The 26,656-nt window shown below is 45.9% G+C and carries 18 protein-coding genes and 2 tRNA genes; 17 read left to right on the top strand and 3 right to left on the bottom strand.

Annotated features, from left to right (window positions below; genetic code table 11):
* Positions 1–62: 62 nt before the first annotated feature.
* Positions 63–1,919 (bottom strand): GGDEF domain-containing protein, encoded by a 1,857-nt coding sequence (locus ACO0KW_RS06575; protein WP_423051788.1) that lies wholly within the window; start codon positions 1,917–1,919, stop codon positions 63–65.
* Positions 1,920–2,320: 401 nt separating this feature from the next.
* Here ACO0KW_RS06575 and ACO0KW_RS06570 point away from each other — a divergent pair.
* The 3 genes from ACO0KW_RS06570 to ACO0KW_RS06560 all read left to right on the top strand — a co-directional run bounded on the left by ACO0KW_RS06570 (position 2,321) and on the right by ACO0KW_RS06560 (position 3,814).
* A tRNA-Ser gene (locus ACO0KW_RS06570) sits at positions 2,321–2,411 on the top strand.
* Between the two features lie 279 nt (positions 2,412–2,690).
* Positions 2,691–2,981, top strand: a complete 291-nt coding sequence (locus tag ACO0KW_RS06565; RefSeq protein ID WP_186924519.1) for a hypothetical protein — start codon at positions 2,691–2,693, stop codon at positions 2,979–2,981.
* Positions 2,982–3,226: 245 nt separating this feature from the next.
* On the top strand, positions 3,227–3,814 hold the full coding sequence (locus ACO0KW_RS06560; protein WP_423051785.1) for a hypothetical protein: 588 nt from the start codon (positions 3,227–3,229) through the stop codon (positions 3,812–3,814).
* Between the two features lie 85 nt (positions 3,815–3,899).
* Here ACO0KW_RS06560 and ACO0KW_RS06555 read toward each other — a convergent pair.
* A tRNA-Pro gene (locus ACO0KW_RS06555) sits at positions 3,900–3,976 on the bottom strand.
* A 419-nt stretch (positions 3,977–4,395) separates the two neighbouring features.
* On the opposite strand from ACO0KW_RS06555, the gene ACO0KW_RS06550 reads away from it, so the two are divergent.
* Both ACO0KW_RS06550 and ACO0KW_RS06545 read left to right on the top strand, forming a co-directional pair.
* Positions 4,396–5,520: a M14 family metallopeptidase gene (locus ACO0KW_RS06550; RefSeq protein WP_423051783.1), complete on the top strand. Its 1,125-nt coding sequence runs from the start codon at positions 4,396–4,398 to the stop codon at positions 5,518–5,520.
* A gap of 3 nt (positions 5,521–5,523) precedes the next feature.
* The gene (locus tag ACO0KW_RS06545; protein WP_423051781.1) at positions 5,524–5,988 is read left to right on the top strand and encodes a CYTH domain-containing protein; all 465 of its coding nucleotides are present in this window, start codon (positions 5,524–5,526) and stop codon (positions 5,986–5,988) included.
* 77 nt (positions 5,989–6,065) lie between these two features.
* On the opposite strand, the gene ACO0KW_RS06540 is transcribed toward ACO0KW_RS06545, so the two are convergent.
* Complete coding sequence (locus ACO0KW_RS06540; RefSeq protein ID WP_423051779.1) at positions 6,066–7,394, bottom strand: aspartate aminotransferase family protein; 1,329 nt, start codon at positions 7,392–7,394, stop codon at positions 6,066–6,068.
* 402 nt (positions 7,395–7,796) lie between these two features.
* Between ACO0KW_RS06540 and ACO0KW_RS06535 the strand changes: the two genes are divergently transcribed.
* The 12 genes from ACO0KW_RS06535 to ACO0KW_RS06480 all read left to right on the top strand — a co-directional run bounded on the left by ACO0KW_RS06535 (position 7,797) and on the right by ACO0KW_RS06480 (position 26,644).
* On the top strand, positions 7,797–9,770 hold the full coding sequence (locus ACO0KW_RS06535) for a diguanylate cyclase (RefSeq protein WP_423051777.1): 1,974 nt from the start codon (positions 7,797–7,799) through the stop codon (positions 9,768–9,770).
* 414 nt (positions 9,771–10,184) lie between these two features.
* Entirely contained in the window at positions 10,185–12,833 is a 2,649-nt protein-coding gene (locus ACO0KW_RS06530; protein ID WP_423051775.1) for a TonB-dependent receptor, read from the top strand.
* Between the two features lie 203 nt (positions 12,834–13,036).
* Positions 13,037–14,389, top strand: coding sequence for an MFS transporter (locus tag ACO0KW_RS06525; protein WP_423052003.1), 1,353 nt, complete (start codon positions 13,037–13,039; stop codon positions 14,387–14,389).
* A 58-nt stretch (positions 14,390–14,447) separates the two neighbouring features.
* Complete coding sequence (locus tag ACO0KW_RS06520; RefSeq protein ID WP_423051773.1) at positions 14,448–15,392, top strand: family 43 glycosylhydrolase; 945 nt, start codon at positions 14,448–14,450, stop codon at positions 15,390–15,392.
* Between the two features lie 163 nt (positions 15,393–15,555).
* Positions 15,556–16,638: an aldose epimerase family protein gene (locus ACO0KW_RS06515; protein ID WP_423051771.1), complete on the top strand. Its 1,083-nt coding sequence runs from the start codon at positions 15,556–15,558 to the stop codon at positions 16,636–16,638.
* Positions 16,635–17,537 (top strand): SMP-30/gluconolactonase/LRE family protein, encoded by a 903-nt coding sequence (locus tag ACO0KW_RS06510; RefSeq protein ID WP_423051769.1) that lies wholly within the window; start codon positions 16,635–16,637, stop codon positions 17,535–17,537. The genes ACO0KW_RS06515 and ACO0KW_RS06510 overlap by 4 nt, the downstream gene beginning before the upstream one ends.
* A gap of 462 nt (positions 17,538–17,999) precedes the next feature.
* Positions 18,000–19,742, top strand: coding sequence for an IlvD/Edd family dehydratase (locus tag ACO0KW_RS06505; RefSeq protein WP_423051767.1), 1,743 nt, complete (start codon positions 18,000–18,002; stop codon positions 19,740–19,742).
* Positions 19,743–19,812: 70 nt separating this feature from the next.
* Positions 19,813–20,805: an AraD1 family protein gene (gene araD1, locus ACO0KW_RS06500; RefSeq protein ID WP_423051765.1), complete on the top strand. Its 993-nt coding sequence runs from the start codon at positions 19,813–19,815 to the stop codon at positions 20,803–20,805.
* Positions 20,802–22,373 (top strand): aldehyde dehydrogenase (NADP(+)), encoded by a 1,572-nt coding sequence (locus ACO0KW_RS06495; RefSeq protein ID WP_423051763.1) that lies wholly within the window; start codon positions 20,802–20,804, stop codon positions 22,371–22,373. The genes araD1 and ACO0KW_RS06495 overlap by 4 nt, the downstream gene beginning before the upstream one ends.
* A 39-nt stretch (positions 22,374–22,412) precedes the next feature.
* Entirely contained in the window at positions 22,413–23,180 is a 768-nt protein-coding gene (locus tag ACO0KW_RS06490; RefSeq protein ID WP_423051761.1) for an SDR family NAD(P)-dependent oxidoreductase, read from the top strand.
* A 226-nt stretch (positions 23,181–23,406) separates the two neighbouring features.
* Entirely contained in the window at positions 23,407–25,038 is a 1,632-nt protein-coding gene (locus tag ACO0KW_RS06485; protein ID WP_423051759.1) for an alpha-N-arabinofuranosidase, read from the top strand.
* Positions 25,039–25,159: 121 nt separating this feature from the next.
* A complete protein-coding gene (locus tag ACO0KW_RS06480) occupies positions 25,160–26,644 on the top strand; it encodes a glycoside hydrolase family 43 protein (RefSeq protein ID WP_423051757.1) in 1,485 nt (494 codons plus the stop codon).
* The last annotated feature ends 12 nt before the right edge of the window (positions 26,645–26,656 follow it).

The raw sequence follows: 26,656 nt of genomic DNA, 5'->3' as shown, positions 1-26,656 counted from the left end.
TTGTCAATAAATTTTGGAAAATATAAAAAATAATTTCTTTGAGATTACCATTGTTGAAAAAATTAAGCGTGCGACCCAAATTCCTTCCTTCTCTCAATAAACAAACTATTTCCCGGCATGCGTTTCGCTTGTTTTTTTGCGTCGGCCGCCGCAACCGAAATTTGATGGTGCGAGCCATACTGTTGTGCGCTCGCGCGGATAATGCCAAGTGATAGACTAATTAACGGGTAAAAAACTTTTTTACCCTGTCGATCCTCGCTGATGTAGCCACCACGCTCTCGATCCTCGTTACTGTAGAAGTCGGTAATCGCGGTTTCAAACGAATGCAAAATTTGTTGGCAGCGCTGTTCCCAATTGCTGCTCTGGAATAAGATAATAAAATCGTCGCCACCGATGTGCCCCACAAAATCTTCATGCATATCACAGTGTTGCACGATAATTTGACTGGTCAGCTGTATGACTTCATCCCCTCGTTGATAGCCATAAACGTCGTTAAATGGTTTGAAATGATCCAGGTCGCAGTAGCAGGCGGCGAACTCGGATTCTTGTAAAATTAATTGATCTATGCGTTGATTAATCGCCACGTTGCCCGGAAGCTGCGTCAATGGGTTCGCGTAGCGTGCAGCCTCAATTTGCATTTTGGTGATTTCACGCATTAAATCAGGCCCAGTTGCTAGACCAAGATAACGTCCCTGATCGACGACGATGAGTCCATTAATCAAATGTTCAGGATCTGCTTCGACTACGATATGGCTAACCTGTTGCAGACTGGTATCTTGCTCAACTATTAATGGGCATGGATCCATGAATACCTTGCACGGTTTTTTTCCATAAAGCTCACGCTGAAATGGGCGCGAAAAGCGGTCGATCATATTGTGCCGGTTAATAATTCCAACCGGGATGGCGTCATCAATCACGGGGATAATTCTCAATTTAGGGTCCGCTAAAAAGAGGTTTTCTACTTCATTGTTGAGCATAGATGAATTGACCATCGGAGGGGTCTTGATCAAATGCTTGATGGTCACAGTAACCTTAGTGGGGCTGATGAGCGAGAGATGGTTATTTTTTTTCTTTGGGGATAAAGCCTTGGCGACTTCTGCTGAAATTGATTTGGCAGGATTGGCATGGGGTTTTGCAATGTGATAACCTTGCCCACAGGCGACACCCAAATCAAGTAAAGTCGTCAATTCAGCTTGCGTTTCAATACCCTCTGCAACCACGCGTGACCCTGACTTCTCTGCAATACTTTGAATCGACCGAACGAATTGGCGTTTTACCGCATCCTTGTCGATACCCTGAATGAAATGCATATCAATCTTAACGAATTCTGGTTGCAGTTCAGACCACAAGCGCAGACTAGAAAATCCTTCCCCAAGATCATCGATGGCTATTTCAAAACCCATCGCCCGATAGTGTCGGACGGCTTCGTATAGCAAACTGTAATCGTGCGTTGGTTGATATTCTGTCAGCTCAATAATGACGCGTTCAGGAGCGATTCCTATTTCGTGGATATAGTCTAAAGTTTCACCATGTCTTGCATCGCGTTTAAGCAGACATTCTGGGCTGACATTGAGAAATAATTTTCCTGGCAAATGAAGTGCTTTGAATTGTTCCAATACGATACGACGACATAGATGTTCTATCGTAACTCTTAGCCCATGCTCGTCTGCTGCTTGAAATAAATTAAGCGGTGAATGCAGCGGGCTATCAGAAGGGCCCCTGATTAATCCTTCGTAACCAAGTATTTCACCATCTTTCATTTGAACGATGGGTTGGAATCGTGCGCTTAGAAGCCGATCTTGGATGATACGTGTTAACTGCGAAAAGACATTTTGTTCGTAACTATCGGTAAATAAACCTAGCTTTGTTGTCGTACGACAACGGTTGGCAGCGGAATCTAGTAGTAATCCGTGTTCCATAAATGATCTTTTGCTCTGTTCGAAATTGCCGAGTCGGATTTAACTGTCGGTTTTTTTAGCATAATCATCGAATGTGACGTAGGTATTTCATACCCCTCGAAAAAAACCTCGCGTCTAAATCATTACGCTTAATTTTGAAGAGTTCACTCTTGTTTATACATATAACGCTATTTAAGCAAATAGCGATTTTTACTTAAATTCAACATTTAGAGATTTTCCTCTAATATGTAAATGATATATTGTTTTTGTATGGAAATATTCTTTATAGCCTTATATATCCAAGATATAAACTGAAATATCTAATGAATTCGCGGCTTTTGAGAGGGAAATTGCCAAAAAAACAGGCTACCAAACGGTTTTGAACTTTGCTACAATCGCACGCTTGACTGTATTAGGTGTTTGGAAAGATGGCAGAGTGGTCGAATGCACCGGACTCGAAATCCGGCATACGTTTATGACGTATCCAGGGTTCAAATCCCTGTCTTTCCGCCAGCATGCAATTCAACGATTATTTGACAAAGATTAAAAATCGTATGAAAGGGTCAAGCTAAAATGGTTTTTGTGTTTATTGATCATCGGAAACTATCGATGCGTAGGCATCTGAAATATCAGATTCGTGATGAGCTTGCTGTTTGATACAAAATCTGTTTTGAAGTACGGCGTTTTTGTGATGGTCTTATTATAAAAGCGAAATTAAAAATAGCAACCAAACCGATTTGGTCTTGGTACATACAGATAGTTTTTGACTGTATTTTGTGAAGAGTGAGAAAAATGGCAAACCTTTTAGACTTAAAGTCAGATGATTTTGACTACAATCCGAACAATCTTTTGGATACTTTAATCAAGCAATTACACTTGAAAAATGACGCAGCTTTATCTAGAGCATTAGAAGTTGCTCCTCCAGTAATTAGTAAAATTCGTCATCATCATTTGCCAGTTGGTGCTTCATTGCTTATTCGTATGCACGAAATAAGTGATTTGAGTATCAAAGAATTGCGTGCCTTGATGGGAGATCGTCGGGAAAAGTTCCGTATTGGCGATCAGGTAATTCGCGTCGATTAATTCGAGCAAACTGTCGCCAACACAGGGTTAAATCAGTTTTGATTTAACCCTGTTTTCTTTTATGCATTTAGAGCTGATCTCAGTTCTTGCATTACTTACATGCATGACGCCGTTTGATGGCGGAATGAAAAAATTGCCAAATATAGTGAATGCCTTGCGCAGCCCAAGCTACTTTCTTTCTATTCTGAAATTTGTTGTGTTAGCATGTGTTTACATGTCGATGTAAACTCTCGTTTGAGGTAATTATGTCAGTCCAAGTTACTGGTGCCTCGCGCCTTGGGCACGAGCAAAAGATGCGGCTGTATCCCACTAAAATTATCAATATTATTGGTGGCCCAGGTTGCGACAAATCTTTGTTTTCTTCAGCAATTATTCTCAATTTGAATTTGCGGCACAAGTCAGTAGAGCAAATTCCTGACTATGCGAAATCTTTGGTGTGGCAGAAAGATTTTGACTCATTGAAAAATCAATATCAGGTTGCACAACGCCAATTTGAAATGCTCGATTTGTTGGATGGGCAGGTTCAGTATCTTGTTACTGAATGTGCGTTAATGCAGGTGCTCTATTATAACGAGTCGTATAGTGAAAATATTTGTGATGTCGGCAAAACACGCCAGCAGATTTTAAATTGGTATAACCGGCACGACAATATTAATGTTCTGGTGGAACGTGGCGACAAAAAATACGTGCAAACAGGACGTTTTCAAACTGAAGAAGACGCTAAAAAAATCGATGTTGCGTTACGTGATGTATTGATTCGTGAGGGCATACCGTTCATATCTATGGCGCCGGATGTCTCGATAATCAATAATTTTGCAAGGTCGTTACTATAACTCGATGCAATCGAAATTCTTGCAATCAGCCTTCATAGGTAATCTGGCGATACGCAAACCTGTTGTTGTGAATATTTGTAGAAATTGGTCGGGACGGCAAGATTCGAACTTGCGACCCCATGCACCCCATGCATGTACGCTACCAGGCTGCGCTACGCCCCGACTCTGAGGGCGCAATTATAGGTCATTTATAGGCTAATTGCCATCGCTCACATTTGAAACTTAGCAAGAAACTTTACTTTGTCGTTGAATTTTTTAGACATTTTGCGTAGATCAAAACACCCGGTTTAAACAATTGCTTGAGGTAAGCGATTTTGATCGCTGTCGAAAAAATCACGGGTTGTCAACGAAGGTAATACTGTTTAAGGCGCGATGTGATCATTGGTTTTCAATGGATTTGCCTATCGAACATTCGCTTTGAGAAGGCTAGAAAATCGGCTTGGGAGAAAATAGTCATTCTTAATTGACTTTAACGATTGTCAGAGATGGTGAAAAACAGTCACAATATTGGGCTAACGCATTTTGTATGCCAAAGATAATTGAATATGCTCTCATAAAGCATTTATTTTAAAGAGAAGATTATGCCTATAAAGATTAGTCAAAATTTTGATGCTGGTGCAATAGAAGTTGTACAAGTTGCGAGCGTTGATAATATTGAATTGAAATTAAGACCGGATTCCAATGCCGAATTCATGCAGTGGTTTTATTTCCGCTTGCAAGGGGCACGCGATCAGGATGCAACAATTCGCATCGTTAATGCGGGCGATGCGACTTATCCTGATGGATGGGTAAGTTATCGTGCGGTAGCGAGTTATGACCGTGAGAACTGGTTCCGAGTTGAAACTGAATTCGACGGAAAAGTCATGACCATCCAACATACACCCGAAACCGACAGTGTGTATTACGCTTATTTTGAGCCCTACAGCTGGGAGCGACATTTAGCTTTGCTCGGTAGCGTAGAACAATCTGATCAAGTTCGTGTTGAGGATTTAGGTAGTACAGTAGATGGCCGTGATTTAAATTTGGTGGTGGTAGGTAATCCTACCGCAAAGAAAAAAATCTGGATTATTGCCCGTCAACATCCTGGAGAAACAATGGCTGAGTGGCTGGTGGAAGGTACCTTAAATGCCTTGCTCGATTTAGCAAATCCAACTGCGAGAGCGATTTTGGATGAAGCCGTTTTATATGTGGTACCGAATATGAATCCTGATGGTTCTGTGCGTGGTAATTTGCGTACCAATGCGGCTGGCGCCAACTTGAATCGCGAATGGATGACTCCATCGATAGAAACTAGTCCCGAAGTGTACTACGTGAAAAAGAAAATTGAAGAAGTTGGTTGCGACTTGTTCCTAGATATTCATGGTGATGAGGGCTTGCCGTATGTGTTTGTAGCCGGAAGTGAAATGTTGGAAGGTTTCAGTGCAAAGCAAATGCAAGAGCAGACCGCTTTTGTAGATAGTTTTTGTGCAGCGAGCCCAGATTTTCAGACAAAATTTGGTTATGAAGCCAGTAAATACAATGAAGATTTACTGAAACTTGCTTCAAAATATGTTGGCCACACGTTTAAATGTGTTTCGCTTACGTTGGAATTGCCTTTCAAGGACAATGCAAACATGCCAGATCTTGAAGTCGGCTGGGATGGGGCGCGCAGCATGAAATTGGGTGAAGCTATGCTGCAGCCGATGTTAACTGCTTTGAAAAATTAAACAATGGCAGTTGAGATTGAGCGTAAATATCTGGTCGTCTCTGACGACTGGAAGCGGTTAGCCAAGCCTGTTTTTATGCGACAAGGCTATCTCAGTTCGCAGCCCGAAAGAATTGTGCGGGTGCGTATTGAAGGAGAGTCTGCGATGATGACGATAAAGGGTAAAACTGTCGGCATTTCTCGCGGTGAGTGGGAGTATCCGATTCCTTTGGATGACGCGAAGGATTTGCTGGATAACTTATGTGAGCAGCCATTGATTGAGAAAAATCGCTATCGTATTGCTGTCGATGATGTTGTGTGGGAGGTTGATGAGTTCTTCGGTGAAAATGCTGGACTGGTAGTGGCCGAAGTGGAGTTGCTTGATGCTGATCAGAAATTCACAAGGCCTGATTGGCTCGGGATAGAGGTTAGCCATGACCATCGTTACGCCAATGCGAATTTATTTAAGAACCCTTATTCTCGCTGGTAGTTGTAAGTCGTTTCAAGCCACCTAGTGGTGACTTGAAACGAGTTTATTGGTGTGATTCAAACGATTGCCTTGTTCAGTCAGACTTTTTCCTGCTCTTGAATCGCATCTGCGATTTGACTAAATAATTGATCGATCTGAGCTTCGTTGATTATCAGCGGCGGTGAAAGCGCGATGATATCGCCAGTGGTCCGAATTAGGACATTCTTCTCCCAGAAACATTTCTCGAAAATATCATAAGCGCGCGTTGTTGTCTTGCCCGATTGCGGTGCAAGCTCGATTCCACAAACCAGTCCCAAATTGCGAATGTCTTTTACATTCGGTAAGCCACGTAACTGATGTGCAGCCGCTTCAAAGTAGGGTGCCAATTGCGCGGCGCGCTCAAATAATTTCTCTTCTTGATAGACCTCTAAGCTCGCAATTGCCGCGGCACATGCCAAAGGATGTGCGCTGTAGGTATATCCATGCAGGAGTTCTATCGTATCCGCGGGTGCAGCATGCATAAATGTATCGTAGATGCTTTCTTTGACGATCACCGCCCCCATGGGAACTGCTGCATTTGTGAGACCTTTTGCGCAGACGATCATATCGGGGATGACACCGAAGTAATCGGCACCAAATGCCGTTCCCAAACGGCCAAAACCTGTAATAACTTCATCAAAAATAAGAAGAATTCCATATTTGTCACATATCGTACGCAAGCTTTGTAAATAACCGCGTGGCGGTAATATGACCCCAGTTGATCCTTGTATCGGTTCGACAATCACTGCAGCGACTGTGCTTGGGTCGTGCAATGTCAGTAAGCGTTGTTCTAGAACTTCTGCCAGTTCAGCACCTTGTTCTGGCAATCCTTTGGTGAAGGCATTTTTCGAAATATTCAATGGATGAGGCAAATGATCAATGCCAGATAAAGCAGGACCAAATTGTTTACGATTACCAGCAATTCCACCTACTGAGATACCGCCAAATCCAACACCGTGATAGCCACGCTCGCGCCCAATTAAACGAAAACGTGCAGCATCACCCCGAATTCGATGATATGCCAACGCGATTTTTAGGGCGGTGTCGACTCCCTCCGAACCATCATTGCAAAAGAACACCCGATCCAAACCAGCGGGGGCAATTTCGGCCAGTTTGCTGGCCGCTTTGAATGCTAACGGATGTCCCATCTGAAAGGTTGGGGCAAAATCCAGCGTGGCTGCTTGCTGTTGAATTGCGGCCACAATTTTTGGATGGTTGTGTCCTGCATTAACGCACCACAATCCTGCAGTCCCATCGAGGATCTTGCGTCCGTCTACACTTCGATAATACATTCCGTCGGCTTGCTCGAGTAATCTGGGTTTCGACTTAAATTGGCGATTCGCCGTAAATGGCATCCACAAATGTTCGGTTTGTAAAGATTGAGTCATGATACATAGCGCTTTAAGGAGATGAATGGTCGGTGAGAGGGAATTCGTTTATGGTGCTCGTTCCGGTTTAAGTTTGTCCTAGCCGTTTAAGCATAGCTCACTTGGGGTATCCACATAAAGTAATTTTTGTTCTGCAATTGAGTTCGACAACCGGTGGTCAAAACGTTTTCTTTATCGTGTTGCGTTGTTTTTTGCAACGATGTATCGAAATATATCTTGGAGTAGATCAAGCTTAGGTGATGTTGTCTGCTCTGTTTTTGGAGAAAGAGCATAAGATAAAGTGAAGTGGAGTGGTTTGAATCACGCCAATACCGATTCGAAACTTGGGGCATAGCTTGTGTCGCAACGATTAAATTTCACTGCCAATACTTACAAAAAAGTGGCTATATGACGTTGAATGAGATGACCAATACAAGATCTTACAATTTACGTATGAATCGCAATATTTTGCTGGTTGCGATTGTGGTAGCGATCATTTCAGTAGTGAGTTTGACTTCTTTTGCGGCATTTTATTTGTACCGGCAGGCACAGATACAAACTGAAGGGGCCACTAAGAACTTGGCGCGTTCGATTGAGCAAAATATCTTTGAAATTGTTGAGTCAGTGGATTTGGCCTTGCTCAATACAAGTGATGAATTTTCCCGACAACATCGTGCCGGTGGGATAAATAGTCAACAAGTCACGCAGTTCATCCAGCGACAGATGCGACGCCAGGATCAAATTGCTTATATTTTGGCGACCAATGAACGCGGTGATGTCGTCTACGGTCCTGATGTGTTGGCAACGCCCAATAATATTGCAGATCGTGATTATTTTATCCAGTTGCGTGATCTGCCTGATCTCAGTTTGCCAGTGATGTCACTTTTAATAGGAAGGATTCACAAAAAATGGGTTTGGCTCTTCGCTAGGCGCCTGAGTTTTGATGATGGGCGTTTCGCTGGCGTCGTTTTTGCTGGTATTTTTGTCGATAAATTGAGTGACAATTTTTCGAAGTATCAGTTGGATTCTGGTGACTCTATCGTTTTGCGCGATGCAAATCTGGGCTTGATTTCTCGTCAAGTATTTGGTCGTGAAAATGCGTTTTTTCCTAATGATAAATCCCTTTCTGTACCTTTCCAGCAAGCCATGAAGTCGGCATCCATCGAAGGTACCTATAAAAGCGGTGTGACGAGTATTGATGGAATTAGCCGCACGCATACTTACCGTAGAAATGCCAAATATGGATTTATCGTTAATGTCGGTATTTCTGGCGAGCAGGAATTTTTACAATGGCGTCAATTGACATTGCTCGGCGTCTTTTTGGTAAGTTTTTTCATTATCGCGGCAAGTGCATTTGCATGGCTACTGCTGCGCTCCTGGTACGCGCATGAGCGCAACCTCGCTAGTGTGTTAGCTAGTCAGCAGGCTTTGGCGGAGAGCGAAGAAAAGTTTCATTCCTTGTTTTACAGTATGTCTGAGGGAGTTGCATTACACCGCCTCATCAGAAATGAAAATGGGCAAGTGATTGACTACGAAATTCTGGAGGTAAATCCATCGTTTGTTTCACAAACTGGGCTCAGCCGTGAGTCGGTAATCGGCAAACCGGCCAGACAAGCTTACGGTATAGATGTCGCGCCATGTTTAGAGCAATATCAAAATGTCGCGGAAAGTGGAGTTGCCATTCAATTTGAGGAGAGGTTTGCGCAGTTAGAAAAAGACTTCCTGATCCATGTGTTCTCGCCAAAACCTGACCATTTTGCGACGGTCTTTGAAGATGTCACAGAACGTAAAGGTTTGCAGAAAATGCAAGCCGCGAATATTCAAAAATTGGAACAGCAATATCAGGAAATTTTGAAGTTGCAAGAGCAATTAATGTTGCAGGTTTTACGCGATCCGCTCACCGGGTTACACAATCGTAGGTTTATGGACGAAGCATTGCTCAAGGAATTCGCAAGGGCAAAACGCGAACAATATGCTTTGTCACTCATCATGCTTGACTTGGATTTTTTTAAGCACGTCAATGATACCTATGGCCATGCGGTTGGTGATCAGGTGTTGGTCACCTTGTCTGAACATTTGAAAGCGCATGCCCGTGAAAGTGACATCGTCTGTCGTTATGGCGGTGAAGAATTTCTGATCGCGATGCCACGTATGACACCAGAGCAAGCATTTAAGAAAATTGATAGCCTACGTCAGATCATAGCGCAGACACCTGTCATGTATGGAAACATTCCAATTTTGGTGACGATCTCGGCAGGTGTTGCCAGTTTCCCAGAACATGGTGACGATATAGATGCGTTACTCAGGCTCGCTGATAACGCGATGTATCGATCAAAACATGACGGGCGCAATCGCGTCACTTTGTCAGATAAGTCTGACGAGCTGGTTAAACCTTAAATTACAGTGTTTGATTCGCTAAAGAGGTAATTCAAGGTGATACTCGAATTGCCATTCCAAGTTTTGGCGCGTTGGCCTCATTTTGGGATAATTTTTCTGCCTGATTTAGAATTTCACAGTCTGAACTTACAGTTACATTTTCATCGCATAATTGGTGTTTTACTTCAAATGTGCAACATGATTTTGAATGTTTCAACACCTTTCCCCACCTTCTTTTATACTTCGTATTCTCCGGATTTTACGAGATTTGGATTTTCAGCGCCTAAGGCGACATGGGCGTGCGATATCTAAATCGATATCAATAACCGTCAAAAATTGATTGGAGAGATTTTTGTGTAGGTCTTAATATCATTCCAGACCAAGTAGTTGTTTGTCTCATCTGAATTACACATAAAAATCAAATTGGAGATAAGTATGAGTACCAAAGTATATGGCTTGGGCGCGCCCAAGTTGTCGCGTCCCTTTGCCTTGAAATTGTCCGTTGCTACTCTCGCTGCAGCGGGTGTATTAAGTAGTGCCTCCGTATGGGCGCAAGAAGCGACGACAGTTTCTCCACCTGATCAATCCATTGTGACCGTCACCGGAGTGCGTCAAGCCGCCCAAAGCGCACAAAATATCAAGAAAAATTCCGAGCAAGTGGTGGACGCGATTGTTGCCAGCGATATTGGTAAATTCCCTGATAAAAATGTGGCAGAAATTCTTGGACGTGTAACTGGCGTGCAAGTTGTGCGTGAAAATGGTGAAGCTGGGAATGTTATTGTGCGGGGCTTGGGCGGTATTGTTACCTTATTTAATGGCCGTGAAATGTTTACGGCGGCAGGTCGTAGTTTATTTTTAGCAGATGTACCAGCGACTATGTTGCAGCGGATTGACGTCTATAAGACGCAAGGCGCCGATATGGTAGAAGGTGGTACCGCGGGCGTGATTGACGTTCGCACTAATCGTCCTTTCGATTTCAAGAGTGAAGTGATCGCCGTCAATGGCCGTGTAGAAAATCGGGATAAGGCCAAATCAACTAATCCTGATTTGTCGACGATGTACTCAAACCGCTGGAAAACGAACATGGGTGAATTTGGTGCCTTGGTTGGTTTGTCATGGCAAGAAGGTAAATACCATGATGAAACTGCCTGGGTTTCTCCACCGATGCCTATCGACACGGGAGTGAATACCGTCAATGGTGTGACTGGCAAGGCGGGTAGCATTACCGGGATGGATTCCATGGGGCGCGTGATGAATGCGGGTGATCGCAAACGTGCTGCGGCGAATTTAGCTTTTCAATGGCGTCCAAGTTCAACGCTCGAGCTGTATGCCGAGGGATTTAATACCGTAATTCACCATGATTCTGAAAGTAATTTCATGGTCGGCGTCTTACCGAAAGATGGTGCGATTATAACCACCGTGCCTGGTACAACTGTATTGCAAACGATCAGCAAAGAACAGTCGAATATGTTTGCACTGACGTCGACACAGGCTCGCCGCGCATTTTCTCGTGGTACCCAAGGTGCATTGGGAGTGAATTGGGACGCGACGCCGCAATTGCGCATTACGAGCGAATTGGCGTCAACGGTCAGCAACTGGAGTCAGGCAAATCCCATCGTTGACGTCTATGGTTTTCCGTCTGCTTTACAAGCAAGTGTGCGCAACGGCGGTGGGTATTTGACCTATCCAAAAACAGACCTCACGGATGGTAAAAACTGGAATATCTTCCAGATGTTTGACAATCATGCGCATGAAGAGAGCCGCTCCACGGATTGGCGCGCGGATGCCACTTATGATGTCTATGACGGTGGCTTTTTTAAGGATTTCAGTACTGGTGTTCGTCTCAATGAGCGCTCTGCGCAGCATATTAATGAGATGAATGGTCACACGGTGATTGCCAGTGCATTTTCACCGAGTGAAATCAAAGCAAATACCATCGCCGGGCTCGGTTGCGTGACGCAGCCTACTGGTGGTGATTATGGTTTTAGTCAATTTTGGACACCTTGCCGTGACTATTTGCTGGACCACACTGCAGATGTCAGAAAACTCATTACCGGTACAACCAATGCCTCACCAGATGATCCTTTGTCCTTCTTTAAGGATATCGAAAGAACCACTGCGATCTACGGTAAAACGCGCTTCGGCTTTAAGATGGGCAGTATTCCATTTGATGGATCATTCGGCGTTCGCGTCGTCAGAACCGAGCAAGACTTGAGCGCTTTTGATTCTATCAACGGCGTAGTGAAACCGACGAATATTTCGACTTCATCCACTGATGTTTTGCCGAGTTTGAATTTGAAAATGACTTTACGTCCTGATTTGATCGCTCGTATCGTCGCTGGCAAGGCGATACAGCGTGCAAATTTTGGTGACTATAATCCGGGCCTTCGTTTGTACCCATCGACGCAAACAACCTTGTCAACAGGTAATGCAGGTAACCCGAATCTAAAACCAATCGAAGCGAACAACCTCGATGCAACGTTGGAATGGTATTTCGCACCGACCGGTTCGTTGACAGCGACTTTGTTTGATCATAAGTTCAAGAACTTCTTACAGCGTAAAGCGGCGAATGAAACCTATGGTGGAATTACCTATTTAGTCGATCGTCCTTACAATTCGCAAGACGGACACTTGGAAGGTTTTGAAGTCGCGTATCAACAGTTCTACGATAAGTTGCCAGGCTGGATGAGTGGTTTAGGCTTGCAGGCAAATCTGACTTACATGAAGGGGGGCTTGACGGACGCTAGTGGCGTTACCAATGATTTCCCTGGCATGTCTAAGTGGTCTTACAATCTGGTCGGCTTGTACGAGAAAAATGACTGGTCAGCGCGTTTAGCTTATAGCTGGCGCGACAAATTTATCGCTGAATACAATTATCGTGGTTGCTGCAATTTGACCGTCGATCCTTTGCGTACATTGGATGCATCGATCTCGTATAAGATCAATAGCCAGTTGACCCTGACTTTTGACGCAAGCAATTTGTTGGATCAACCGTATAACGATTATCATGGCATTCCAAGTTTGCCGCGCGATATTCGTCGCTATGATCGCACGGTAGGTCTTGCGCTGCGTTGGAGAAATTAAGGTCGAAATTAAGGTCGAAATTAAGGTCGAAATTAAGGTCGAAATTAAGGTCGAAATTAAGGTCGAAATTAAGGTCGAAATTTAGACTCAAAAAGGCAAGGGCGTTGCGAAGGTTTATGCCTGCAACGCCCTTGTTGTTGTAGGAGCTCTAAGTTCGATATCAAATTATGTTTTTTAAAAAATATACTGCGAATGAAAATATGATGCCATCTCAAAAATTGTCGACTTTAGAAAAAGTCGGATTCGGTGCGGGCGATATGGCTTTAAATGTCGTAATCTCATCCATGATGTTATTGATTACGTTTTTTTATACCGATATTTACGGTTTAAAAACCACCGATCTGGCTTTGCTGTTTGTCTTGGTAAAAGTAGTCGGTGCCATTGCGGATCTGGTCATGGGGCAGTTGACCGACCGCTATACCAGCAAAGGTGGACGATATCGTCCTTACCTGTTGTGGCTGGCAGTACCCTACGGCATCAGTGTGTTCTTCGTATTTACCACGCCAGACTGGCAATACAGCGCGAAATTAATTTGGGCGTATTCCACCTATATCTTGATGACTGTTATGACAGCGGGAGTGGGTATTCCTTATATCTCTTTGGTCAGCGCTTTAACCAATGATCCCAAGGAGCGTCTGTCGGCGAATGGTTATCGTCTATTCTTCGCGAAAATTGGCGCATTTATGGTGACGATTATTGTTCCTATCCTTGCGCAAAAATGGGGTGATGGCAATCCGGCCGTTGGCTATCAGGCGGCGATGGCAGTGATGGCGGCGATGGGCATAGGTCTGTTCCTGTTTTGTAATTTCACGACCACTGAGAGAGTAGTACATGTGGTGGAAAAGCAATCGTTACTCGCCCAATTAAAAGTTTTGCTACGTAATGATCAATGGTTGATTTTATGCGGTGTCTGCGTGACCGGTACAGTGGGTTATGTGGTGCGTGGTTCGGTCGCGATCTATTACGCTAAATACTATCTAGGCGGTGACACGGAAACTGTTGCGGCTTTTTTATCGACAGGGGTGATTGCCGCGATTTTGTCTATGGTTGCGTCGACTTGGATCACGAAGTTTTATTGTAAAGTCAAATTATTTCGCTACACCCAAATAGCCGTTGCAGCGATTAGTGCGGTTATCTATTTTACGGTGAAACCAGGTGATATGGCTTTGGCATTTATCTTGTACTTCCTGTTGTCTTTTGTGGTCGATTTACATGCACCTGTATTTTGGTCGGCAATCGCCGAGACCATTGATTATGGTCAGGTGAAAACAGGGAAACGTGTTTCTGGCTTTGCTTTCGGCGGTATCTCCGTTTGCCAAAAAGCAGGCATGGCGGTGGCTGGTGGTTTGGTTGGGATATTGCTGAGTTATTTCAATTACCAGCCAAATCTAGAACAAACACAGTTCGCTTTAACCGGCATCGCTTTAATGTTCTCTGTGATTCCAGGTTTCTTTCATCTGGTGATGGGTATGCTGATGTTTAAGTATCGGATTAGTGATGATTACTATACTGAAGTGAAAGTGCAGATGCGCGATAGCGGGTATATCGCGGGCTAAGAACCAGCTTTTTCAAAAAACATAGAAGACACTATAGTAGAAACACTAGGAAAATATCGTGAGTGAAAAATTACAGCCATTAATTCAACAACGTGCCGATCCATATATCATTCATCATGCGGATGGCTACTACTACTTTACCGCTTCAGTGCCCGAATATGATCGCATTGAATTGCGTCGCGCCACCAGCATCGCTGGCTTGGCGACGGCACAGACGTTTGATGTCTGGCACAAGCCGGATGCAGGTGCGTATTCGGAATTAATCTGGGCGCCAGAATTGCACTTCAATCAGGGCGCGTGGTATGTGTATTTTGCGGCAGCCCCTAGTCGCGAGATTAAAGATAATCTATTCCAACATCGCATGTATGCCATCCGCAATCCGAATAGTAATCCGCTAGTAGGTGAGTGGGAATTCATGGGGCAGGTCGATAGTGGTATTGATAGTTTCTGCCTCGATGCAACTAGCTTTACACATAAAGGCGTTTTGTACTATTTATGGGCACAGAAAGATCCGGCGATCGTTGGCAATTCGAATTTATATATAGCTCCTATGCACACACCGTGGCAATTGGCGGGTACTCCAGTGATGTTGAGTAAGCCGGAATTTGATTGGGAAATCCGTGGCTTCTGGGTCAATGAAGGCCCTTCCGTCTTGCGCCGCAACGGTAAGGTTTTTATCAGCTATTCAGCTAGCGCAACCGATGAAAATTATGCGATGGGTTTGTTGTGGGCGGATGAAGATGCCGATCTTTTGGACCCAACTTCATGGACGAAATCGGTAGAGCCAGTTTTTAAAACCTGTTACGAGCATGGCGTATATGGTCCCGGTCATAATAGTTTCACTGAAGCAGAAGATGGTAGTGTAATGCTGGTGTACCACGCACGGACTTATACGGAAATTATAGGTGATCCTTTGTGGAATCCAGATCGTCATACTTTTGTGAAACGGTTACAGTGGGATGAGCAGGGAATGCCAGTGTTTGGTTCTGCATCTTTAGCATAAGCTTTTGGGACTATGCAAACTATTCAGAGATGAATTAGCAAGACGGTGAATGGGTTTTGTTTAGTTCAAGAAACAGTCACTCCATAGATCGATAAGCTTAACCATATTCAATAGAAGACACAGATTCAGACTCAGTTGCAGACGTCAATAAAAAGAATTAACCATGAAGCAGATATCCAGTATCACGCAAGAAAATTTCGGTCATTTACCTGATGGCAGAGGAGTGAGTTTGTATACCTTGAATAATGCGCAGGGTATGCAGATTAAAATCAGCGATTTTGGTGGCATTATCACCGAACTGTATGCGCCCGACAGAGAGGAACAGTTTGCGGATATTTGCCTCGGCTTTGAACATCTTGCGCCTTACCTTGATGTGTCGCCGTATTTCGGTGCGCTGATCGGACCCTATGGTAATCGCATCGCCCATGGCACTTTTGAATTAGACGGGCAAACTTATTCACTGCCACAAAATAATGGCGCGCATCATTTGCATGGTGGTGAGCCTGGTTTTCATCGGGTCTTGTGGGGAGTCGAGCCGTTTCGAAATGCCACGGCATGCGGCTTAACATTGCGCTACAGCAGAGTGCATGGGGCGCAAGGCTATCCGGGCAATCTGGAAGTAAAGGTGACTTACGAGTTGAATGATGCGAATGAGTTGCATGTGCATTATTTTGCCACTACCGATCAGGCCACACCGGTCAACTTAACGCAGCACACGTATTTCAATCTCGGTGGCATTCACACCACGCCAGATATTCTTGGGCATCAGTTGATGCTGAATGCTGACCGCTATACGCCAGTCGATGTAGGTCTCATTCCCACTGGCGAATTGGCGCCGGTAGCGGGAACGCCATTTGATTTTCGCCAGACGCAGTCAATCGGTGCACGTATTGCCGACCATCATCAGCAACTTCAATTTGGCCAAGCGTATGATCATAATTACGTTTTGAATAAAAATGAAGAACAGCGATTAAGCTTGGCAGCGCGCGTCAATGAGCCAGTCTCTGGACGTGTGCTGGAATTGTGGACAGAAGAGCCAGGTCTGCAGTTGTATAGTGGCAATTTTCTGGACGGCAGTTTGCATGGAAAAGGCGTGACCTATCAACGCCGCAGTGGTTTCTGTTTAGAGCCGCAACATTTTCCCGACTCACCGAATCAGTCGCACTTTCCGAATGTTATTTTAAGACCGGGTGACGAGTATCATAGCCATACAATGTATCGTTTTTTAATTCAGGATGCATCGTGAACAATCCAGCAAATACCATGCAAGTCGCCGTCGCTACACAAAATAGTTTGGGCGAATGTACGCTTTGGTGTGAGCGTCAACAAGCCTTGTTGTGGACTGACATCATAGGTCAGACTTTGTATCGTTTTATGCCTGCAACTGGAATTTCGACACAGTGGCAGATGCCTGAACAGTTGGGTTCGTTTGCCTTGACGCTGGATGACGACAGACTGCTACTAGGATTAGCTTCGCAGCTCGCCTATTTTTGTTTGTCGACCGGCGAATTGCAGTCTATCTGCCCAGTGGAAAGTGAACTGACAAATACGCGAATTAATGATGGACGTTGCGATCGTCAGGGACGTTTTGTTTTCGGTACTTTCAATCAACATGACCAAGCTGCAATAGGTGGTTTCTATCGCTTAAATCATGACCTCAGTTTAGAGCGTTTACCACTGCGCAAAGTGGCTGTCGCCAATAGCATCTGTTTTAGCCCAGATGGCGCAACGATGTATTATGCCGACTCGGAAGCGAGACAAATTTTTTGTTGTGATTATCATCCTGTCACGGGCGAGATAAGGAATGATCGCTTGTTTGTCGATCTACGCCACCAAGCTGGCGCTCCGGACGGTTCTTGCATCGATGCCGCTGGCTATTTATGGAATGCAGAATGGCGCGGCGCACGTATCGTTCGTTACAATCCCCTGGGTATGCTTGATCGTAGTTTTACACTGCCTGCCTCGCAAATTACTTGTCTGTGTTTTGGCGGACAAAATTTACGCGAAATTTTTATATCCAGCGCTAGGGTTTCTTTAGATGAAATTACCTTGCAGTCTGAGCCACACGCTGGCGCGATCATTCATGTTGCGCTTGATGACGTGCAAGGATTGCCGGAAGAGCGCTTTTTGGGTAAGTACCTTTAATTAAGCTTAACTTAATCCTAGCATTTGTGGGACACGTGCAACCCGTGAGGAACGCGCCGCGCGTTTAGGTTTTCCACGTTCTTGCGACGCTGGTTGCACCCGCCTTACACAACTGAACCAAAATTGGGCGCGATCATTCATGCGGGGCTTGATGATGCGCCATGACTGCCAAAAAACTGCTTTTGGATCAGTACCTTTAGTTGAACTTGGCCCGACCTTTTTCTGCGTTTCTCTACGCCTCTCACTCTCTACGACTATCGTTTTCGCTGATCGTGCAATTAAATTCCACTTCTTGACATTGATACCCAATCGAATATCAATCATGAAGAAAAAGTGATTGGAAAGGCATCGATGAAATCTCTATGATTTGATCATTGGTTTTCCACTATCTCTTTCGGAATTGCTGGCACCTTCAGCTGTAAATGCTGCGCCAGTACGACAAAAAATTTAAGGAGTATCTGCATGTCTGAGACAAAAAAGAAAGTCACGCTACGCTCGGCCGAATGGTTTGGCACGCAAGATAAAAATGGCTTTATGTATCGCAGTTGGATGAAAAATCAGGGCATCCCGGATCATGAGTTTCAAGGAAAACCGATTATTGGTATCTGCAACACCTGGTCAGAACTAACTCCTTGCAATGCCCATTTTCGACAAATTGCGGAATACGTTAAAAAAGGCATTTTGGAAGCCGGTGGTTTTCCAGTGGAGTTCCCAGTGTTCTCCAGCGGCGAATCGAATTTGCGTCCTACCGCGATGTTGACACGCAATCTGGCAAGCATGGATGTGGAAGAATCGATACGTGGTAATCCCATGGATGCGGTAGTTCTCTTGGTGGGATGTGATAAGACCACGCCAGCATTACTTATGGGGGCCGCCAGCTGTGATATTCCTACTATCGTGGTTAGCGGTGGGCCTATGTTGAACGGCAAGTTGAATGGTAAAAATATCGGCTCAGGCACCGCTGTTTGGCAATTGCACGAGCAGGTCAAAGCCGGTGACATCACCATGCATCAATTCATGGCGGCCGAAGCCGGTATGTCGCGCTCAGCCGGTACCTGTAACACCATGGGCACCGCCTCGACCATGGCTTGTATGGCTGAAGCTTTGGGCACCAGCTTACCGCACAATGCAGCAATTCCAGCAGTCGATTCGCGTCGTTATGTGCTGGCACATATGTCCGGCATTCGCATCGTTGAAATGGTGTATGAAGATTTGCGTTTGTCCAAAATCTTAACGCGCGAAGCGTTTGAAAACGCGATACGCGTTAATGCCGCGATCGGCGGTTCTACCAATGCCGTCATTCATTTGAAGGCAATCGCTGGTCGTATTGGTGTTGATTTGGAATTGGAAGATTGGACGCACATTGGTCGTGGCACACCAACCATTGTCGATTTGATGCCTTCGGGACGTTTCTTGATGGAAGAGTTTTATTATGCGGGAGGCTTGCCTGGTGCGATACGCCGTCTTGGTGAAGGTGATTTACTGCCGCACAAAAACGCCTTAACGGCGAATGGCAAATCTCTGTGGGAAAACTGTCAGGATGCACCTGTGTACGACGATGAGGTAATACGCACGCTGGATCATCCTTTGATTGCAGATGGCGGTATTTGCATTTTGCGCGGCAATCTGGCGCCACGTGGTGCCGTGCTGAAACCGTCCGCTGCTTCACCGCATCTGATGCAACACCGTGGTAAAGCGGTAGTGTTTGAAGATTTTGATCATTACAAAACCCGTATTCTCGATCCTGATCTGGATGTCGATGCCAACTCTGTCTTGGTAATGAAAAATTGCGGACCTAAAGGTTATCCTGGTATGGCAGAAGTTGGCAACATGGGATTGCCACCAAAATTATTGGCGCTGGGGGTCAAAGATATGGTGCGTATTTCGGACGCACGTATGAGTGGCACGGCGTATGGCACGGTCGTCTTGCATGTGGCACCTGAATCTATGGCCGGTGGCCCCTTGGGTATCGTGCAGGATGGTGATTGGGTAGTACTCGATTGTGCCCAAGGCAGCTTGAATTTAGAGCTCAGCGATGCAGAAATTAGTCAACGTCTGGCAGTGCGAGCAGCGATTGAAGTGCCGGGTGTGAAGAGTGGGTATCAGCAGCTATATATCAATCACGTCTTGCAGGCGGATCAAGGTTGCGACTTTGATTTCTTAGTCGGCAGTCGTGGTTCTGCTGTACCTAAGCACTCCCACTGAGCGCACTAAGCACACAAAAAATAATCGCATTTAACATTTACATTAAAAAAAATATCCTTACGGAGAAACCATGTTACTCGTGCAATTTATCGATGAAGCAGGCAGTCGTTGTGTTGGTGTATTGGAGCAGATGACTTTACACGTTTTAGATACGTACACCACGACTTATGATCTGGCACGTGCCGCGATCCAACAAAAAATAAGTCTGGCAGAATTAGCAGACAAGTCGAGAGGGCAGCGCAAACATGCTTATCAAGACCTTGCTGCCGCGGGGCGCTTGTTAGCGCCGCTAGACCACGCAGATGCGGCACATTGTTATGTGACGGGCACAGGCTTAACCCATCTAGGTAGCGCCGATACGCGCGACGCGATGCATAAAAAAATCGGCGGCGATGTCGATACCTTGAGCGATAGTATGAAAATGTTTCGTATGGGCGTAGAAGGCGGTAAGCCAGCACAAGGTCAGCGAGGTGTGCAGCCAGAATGGTTTTATAAGGGCGATGGCTCGGTGGTTTGTGCCAGTGAGCAGCCGCTGCGTATGCCAGATTTTGCATTGGATGGTGGTGAAGAGCCGGAGATTGCAGGTCTGTATGTGATTGGGGACGATGGACATGCCTATCGCGTAGGTTTTGCTATAGGTAATGAATTTTCTGATCATATTACGGAACGTCAGAATTATTTATATCTGGCGCATTCTAAGCTGCGTATGTGTGGCGTCGGCCCAGCTTTATTAGTGGGTGACTTGCCAGCGCATGTTAGCGGTACCTCGCGTATTTATGATCAGCAAGGTCAGTTACGTTGGGAAAAAGCCTTTGTCAGTGGCGAGCAAAATATGTCGCACACGATTGCGAATTTGGAATATCACCATTTTAAATATGCCTTATTCAATCGTCCTGGTGATGTGCATATTCATTTTTTCGGTACGGCGACTTTGAGTTTTGCGGATAGTATTAGTGTACAGGCGGGTGAGACTTTTGAAGTGGAATCGGCGACGTTCGGGCCAGCACTGCGCAATCGATTAGACCTTGTCGCTAGTCATTACACCGAGGTCAAGGCTTTATGATGATTAGTGGATTAGCCAACATCGGCGGGCTTGAAGTTAAAGGGAATGGCAGTGCATTTTTGGCTTTTGACCCAGATCAACAAGTCTCGCTAGAGCCAGCTTTTTTTACTGTTGACGCGCAGCAAATCGATGAAGCCTGCCAACTAGCTAGTGCTGCGTTTGATCATTTTCGCGAAACCACGGATGAGCAAAGAGCGGTATTTTTAGAAACCATTGCCGAAGAAATTGTCGCATTGGGTGACAGCCTGATACAGCGCGCCATGGCGGAAACCGGATTGCCGCGATTGCGTTTGGAAGGTGAGCGCGGCCGCACTGTTAATCAACTGAAGTTGTTCGCAGAATTGTTACGCGAAGGATCTTGGCGCGATGTGCGTATCGACAGCGCATTACCAGAACGTTCGCCACCACGCCCAGACTTGCGCTTGCGCATGATCGCATTGGGCCCGGTAGCGGTCTTTGCAGCGAGTAATTTTCCGCTAGCATTTTCAGTCGCCGGTGGTGATACCGCATCCGCATTTGCTGCCGGTTGTCCAGTGGTATTGAAAGCTCACTCTGCACATCCTGGCACTTCAGAATTAGTTGCACGCGCAATCGTGCAAGCAGTATCGCGTTGTCAGTTGCCGGCTGGCGTGTTTGCCTTGTTGACAGGCACTGGCAATGGCATAGGTCAGACTTTGGTTGCACATCCGGCGATACAGGCTGTCGGTTTTACTGGCTCACGTCAAGGCGGCATGGCTTTGATGGCGGTAGCGGCAAGTAGAGCGCAACCGATACCTGTGTATGCGGAGATGAGTAGTATCAACCCAGTATTTCTGTTGCCGCATGCGTTGGCACAGCGTGGTACTGCAATCGCGCAAGGTTTCGCCACTTCGTTGACAATGGGTGTTGGTCAATTCTGTACCAATCCTGGCTTAGTACTGGGTATACAGGGCAGCGAATTTGAACGTTTCGCTGTAGAGGCTGCGGCTGCGCTGGCACCGACGCCAGCCGCAACGATGCTGACAGCAGGTATCGCGAATAGTTATCAAGCAGGCGTGCAAACCTTGGCACAACAAACGGATGTTAAGACTTTAGCGCATGTAGCAGCAAGCACAGGCAAAGCCGGTGCAGCATTATTCGTGACTAGTGCAAAGACTTTTCTGACGCAGCGTGTTTTGCATAATGAGATTTTTGGCCCTGCTGCTTTGTTGATCGCCTGCGAAGATCTGGCCGAAATGCGTCAGATTGCCGAAAAGCTAGAAGGTCAATTGACCGCGACTTTGCAATTGGAAGAAGAAGACTACGCAGCCGCACAAGACTTGTTGCCAGTACTAGAACGCAAAGTGGGGCGGATCTTGGTCAACGGCTTTCCAACTGGCGTTGAAGTTGCCAGTGCGATGGTGCATGGTGGACCTTTTCCGGCGACCTCAGATGGTCGTAGTACATCGGTCGGTACTGCCGCTATCCAGCGTTTTCTGCGTCCAGTTTCATATCAAAATATGCCACAAGCTTTGCTTGCACCAGCTTTGCGCGATAAGAATCCCTTGGGTATTTGGCGTCGGTTTGATAATGTGTTGGGTAAAGTTTAGGAATGCAGGAATGATTAGTAAAATTAGAATGGAGATAGCATGACGCAACTAGCCAAGTTCGGTAGCCTCGCTGGCAAACGAGTATTTGTAACCGGTGGTGGCAGTGGTATCGGTGAAGAAATTGTGACCGCCTTCGCAGCGCAAGGTGCACAGGTGGCGTTTGTCGATATTGCACGAGATGCTAGCAGCGCTTTATGTCAACGCTTAAAAGATGCAGGCTATCTGACCCCGTTGTTCGAATATTGCGATATCACGGATATTCCCGCTCTGCAAAGAACAATGGCGAGCATGGTCGACGTGATCGGTGACTTTGACGTGCTGGTGAATAATGCTGCGAATGATCAACGCCATCAAACCGAAGAAGTGACGCTGGAGTATTGGAACGAACGCATCGCGATTAATCAGCGCCCTATGTTCTTTGCTTGTCAGGCAGTATTGCCGGGCATGAAGCGCAAAGGTGGTGGCTCCATCATCAACATCAGCTCTATTTCTTGGCATATTAAAGGTGCTGGTTATCCAGTGTATGCGACAGCCAAAGCTGCGGTCGTGGGTTTGACTCGTGGTCTGGCACGTGATTTTGGTGCACATGGCATACGTGTGAATACGGTCACGCCGGGTTGGGTGATGACGCAACGTCAAGTCGATCTATGGGTGAATGATGCAGCCGAGGTCGAGATCAAAAAGAATCAATGTTTACCGGGAAAACTCATGCCGCAACATATCGCATCCATGGTCTTGTTTTTGGCGGCGGACGATAGTGCCATGTGTACTGCACAAGAATTTATTGTTGACGCAGGCTGGGTCTAAGTCTGAGCTTGAGCCTAATCCAGAACCATAGAAATATCCGCTCTGGCAGCGTCATTTTATAAGCCAAATTCTCTGATTGAGTATTGAACACGCAGCTTTGCGATATCGCGGGCGGTGCGGCTTCACACATGATTTTTTTTGACCAATTTTTTGATTCAAAGCGCAAATTAGCGCGATTAATACAAGTATCAGACTAAACATAAATTCAAAAATTTAGGAGACTAGCATGAACTCATTTCATCAAAAAATAATTGCAGCGACCATCATCAGTACCCTCAGTACCCTCAGTACATTAGGTGGATCGTTTTCCGCCAGCGCGACTACAGCAACGACAGCGGCACAAACGCCACAGAAAGCAGCAGTACAAATCACGATTGATACAAAAAAAACGGGGCCCGTGATTAACAAAAATATCTACGGCCAGTTCGCCGAACATCTGGGCACGGGTGTGTATGAAGGCATGTGGGTTGGACCAGAATCACCCATTCCGAATACGCGCGGCTGGCGTAATGATGTGATCGGCGCCTTGAAGAAAATGCATGTGCCGTTGGTGCGTTGGCCTGGTGGTTGTTTCGCGGATGAATATCACTGGCGCGACGGTATCGGCGCACGTGAACAGCGTCCAGTCAAAATGAATACCAATTGGGGCAATGTGGAAGAACGCAATGCGGTGGGTACGCATGAATTTTTTGATCTGGCTGACCAGTTAGGTGCAGACACCTATGTGAATGGCAATCTCGGTTCAGGTACGCCGCAAGAGATGGCAGAGTGGATGGAATATCTGACGGGCGATGGCAAATCCAGTCTGGCCGAATTGCGTCGCAAACATGGTCGTGATAAACCATTTAAAGTCGATTTCTTTGGTGTCGGAAATGAAGCCTGGGGTTGCGGCGGCAATATGACCGTGCAGCATTACACCAGCCTGTATAACCAGTACGCCAGCTTCTTAAAAGCGCCTAAAGACTACATGCCGAAGATCATCGCCAGCGGTGGGCATGATGACGACACAACATGGACTGACTACCTGTCAAAAAATATCCATGAACAATGGAATATGCGTTTTGATGGCCTCAGTTTTCACTACTACACGGTACCGACTGGGGTCTGGGAAAAGAAAGGCGCAGCAACAGGCTTTGCTGAAGATCAATGGATATCTACACTAAAAAATACTTTGCGCATGGATAGCCTGATTAAGAATAATTTGGCGAAATTAGTGAAGAACGATCCACAAAATAAATTGTCGTTTAACGTCGACGAATGGGGCACTTGGTATGACGTGGAACCTGGCACCAATGCCGGTTTCCTGTACCAGCAAAATAGCCTGCGTGATGCCTTGGTCGCTGCTTTGAATTTCAATATTTTTCACAGTCATGCAGAACGCGTCAAGATGACGAATATCGCGCAGATGGTTAATGTATTACAGGCCATGATTTTGACTGAAAAAGACAAAATGTTATTGACGCCAACTTACCATGTTTTTGAAATGTATGTGCCTTTCCAAAACGCGCAATTCCTGCCTTTAACGATCAAAAACAATCCCGACTATCGTTTGGGAAAAACCAGTATTCCTACCATCAGCGCATCATCGGCACGTGCTGTGGATGGCAAATTGGTTTTGTCACTGGTGAATACCAATCCAAATCAGGCGGCTGAAGTCGAAGTCAATTTGACTGGAGAGAAAATTAGCAAATTGACGGGGCGGGTACTGACAGCCACGGCGATGGATGCGCACAATACTTTCGCTAATCCTGCAGCGGTGCAGCCTGTTGTTCTGAATGCCAATGCGATGCAGCTGAAAGAGGGCAAATTGCAATTGAGTATTCCAGCTAAGTCAGTGGTGGTCGTGAGGCTTGAATAAGTGCGGACATCGATACTTCACTACACGTACGCTGCCGCAAGATGTGGCAGGAAAGATGTGGCAGTAAAGATATCGCAGCAAAAATAGACAAGATGACAGCGAGACTAAATTGAAAACAAACATGAATAGAATCCTGGTTCGCCATTTATGCGCCATCACGACCAGCCTGAGCTTGGCGGCCTGTGGTGGCGGTAGCGGTGGTGCCAGTAATGCGCCATCGTCTGTGGTGGTGCCGCCAGTGACGACCACGCCTACACCGTTAGTGAGTTTTAATAATGCCTCGGTGCATGATCCGGCAGTGACCAAAGTGGGTAGTAGCTATTACTCATTCGGTTCACATTTAGCCGCCGCGAAAACCACCGACTTGATGAACTGGACCAAAGTGGCCGACGGCGTAACTACCAGCAATCCATTGTTTAATGATGTAACCAAAGCTTTGGCGGAAACCTTTAGTTGGTCGACGGTGGTCGATCTTTGGCGTCCGTATGTGATTCAGCTCGCCGATGGCAAATTCTATATGTACTACAACTCTTGTCAGGGCAGTAGCCCTTTGTCGGCACTCGGTGTCGCGGTGGCTGATAAGATAGAAGGGCCGTATGTGAATAAGCAAATCTTCCTGAAATCTGGTGGTAGCGTGGCGGGTTACAACGTCAACACCCAGCCAAATGTCGTCGATCCTTATTTATTCCATGACGCCAGTAATAAATTGTGGATGATTTATGGCTCTTTCTCTGGTGGTATTTTCATTCTTTCTATGGATGAAAGCACAGGATTGCCGCTGCCGAATCAAGGCTATGGTAAGCATTTGATGGGAGGGAATAGTAGTCGCATTGAAGGCTCCAGCGTTATCTATAGCCCACAAACTCATTACTACTACATGCTATTTACTTTCGGTGGGCTTGATGCCAACGGCGGCTACAATATTCGTGCTGCGCGCTCTGTGAATCCCGACGGTCCTTATCTGGATGCCAAGGGAAATGACATGAATAATGTGAAGGGCAACTTCGCTTTTGACGACGCGACCATCGCACCCTTTGCGCAAAAATTAATGGGCAATCATCAATTTGCATTGGCCAGTGGCGAGAGTGGCACGGCGCTGGGTTATGTCTCGCCGGGCGGCGCTTCTGCCTTGTATGAAGCGGCGAGCAATCAGTACTTCATTGTGTTTCATACGCGTTTCCCAAATACGGGTGAGGCGCATGAAATTCGCGTGCATGAAATGTTTTTAAATGCAGATGGCTGGCCAGTGGTCGCGCCTTTCCGCTATGTACCTCTAAGTAAAAGTAATCCCACCTTGAGCAATAGCGTTAGCAGTAGCGAAGCGCTAGGTAGCTATAAAATGATTAATCATGGCAAGGACATTTCGGCGGTGATCAAAACTTCGCAAGAGATTAAACTCAATGCAGACGGCACGGTGTCAGGGGCGCTGACCGGCAGTTGGCTTCATCAGGGGAATAATCAGATGTCGATTACACTCGGTAGCAATGGAACTTTTAAAGGCGTATTGTCACGTCAATGGAATACCAATGCGAATGCCTTTGTGATTAGCTTTACGGCGCAATCGAATGAGGGTGTGTCGATTTGGGGTGCGCGGATTGGTAACTGACCGTGAAGCCCT

The organism is Undibacterium sp. Ji22W (genome assembly GCF_049340305.1).
Taxonomy (GTDB): domain Bacteria; phylum Pseudomonadota; class Gammaproteobacteria; order Burkholderiales; family Burkholderiaceae_D; genus Undibacterium.
Note: the sequence above shows the minus strand (reverse complement) of the source record. Positions and strands in the feature narration are given on the sequence as shown.

What these genes read in the sequence shown, in the direction of transcription:
- ACO0KW_RS06575 (WP_423051788.1), bottom strand. Translation starts at nt 1,919, where the DNA reads ATGGAACACGGATTACTACTAGATTCCGCTGCCAACCGTTGTCGTACG.
- ACO0KW_RS06565 (WP_186924519.1), top strand. Translation starts at nt 2,691, where the DNA reads ATGGCAAACCTTTTAGACTTAAAGTCAGATGATTTTGACTACAATCCG.
- ACO0KW_RS06560 (WP_423051785.1), top strand. Translation starts at nt 3,227, where the DNA reads ATGTCAGTCCAAGTTACTGGTGCCTCGCGCCTTGGGCACGAGCAAAAG.
- ACO0KW_RS06550 (WP_423051783.1), top strand. Translation starts at nt 4,396, where the DNA reads ATGCCTATAAAGATTAGTCAAAATTTTGATGCTGGTGCAATAGAAGTT.
- ACO0KW_RS06545 (WP_423051781.1), top strand. Translation starts at nt 5,524, where the DNA reads ATGGCAGTTGAGATTGAGCGTAAATATCTGGTCGTCTCTGACGACTGG.
- ACO0KW_RS06540 (WP_423051779.1), bottom strand. Translation starts at nt 7,394, where the DNA reads ATGACTCAATCTTTACAAACCGAACATTTGTGGATGCCATTTACGGCG.
- ACO0KW_RS06535 (WP_423051777.1), top strand. Translation starts at nt 7,797, where the DNA reads ATGACCAATACAAGATCTTACAATTTACGTATGAATCGCAATATTTTG.
- ACO0KW_RS06530 (WP_423051775.1), top strand. Translation starts at nt 10,185, where the DNA reads ATGAGTACCAAAGTATATGGCTTGGGCGCGCCCAAGTTGTCGCGTCCC.
- ACO0KW_RS06525 (WP_423052003.1), top strand. Translation starts at nt 13,037, where the DNA reads ATGCCATCTCAAAAATTGTCGACTTTAGAAAAAGTCGGATTCGGTGCG.
- ACO0KW_RS06515 (WP_423051771.1), top strand. Translation starts at nt 15,556, where the DNA reads ATGAAGCAGATATCCAGTATCACGCAAGAAAATTTCGGTCATTTACCT.
- ACO0KW_RS06505 (WP_423051767.1), top strand. Translation starts at nt 18,000, where the DNA reads ATGTCTGAGACAAAAAAGAAAGTCACGCTACGCTCGGCCGAATGGTTT.
- araD1 (WP_423051765.1), top strand. Translation starts at nt 19,813, where the DNA reads ATGTTACTCGTGCAATTTATCGATGAAGCAGGCAGTCGTTGTGTTGGT.
- ACO0KW_RS06495 (WP_423051763.1), top strand. Translation starts at nt 20,802, where the DNA reads ATGATGATTAGTGGATTAGCCAACATCGGCGGGCTTGAAGTTAAAGGG.
- ACO0KW_RS06490 (WP_423051761.1), top strand. Translation starts at nt 22,413, where the DNA reads ATGACGCAACTAGCCAAGTTCGGTAGCCTCGCTGGCAAACGAGTATTT.
- ACO0KW_RS06485 (WP_423051759.1), top strand. Translation starts at nt 23,407, where the DNA reads ATGAACTCATTTCATCAAAAAATAATTGCAGCGACCATCATCAGTACC.
- ACO0KW_RS06480 (WP_423051757.1), top strand. Translation starts at nt 25,160, where the DNA reads ATGAATAGAATCCTGGTTCGCCATTTATGCGCCATCACGACCAGCCTG.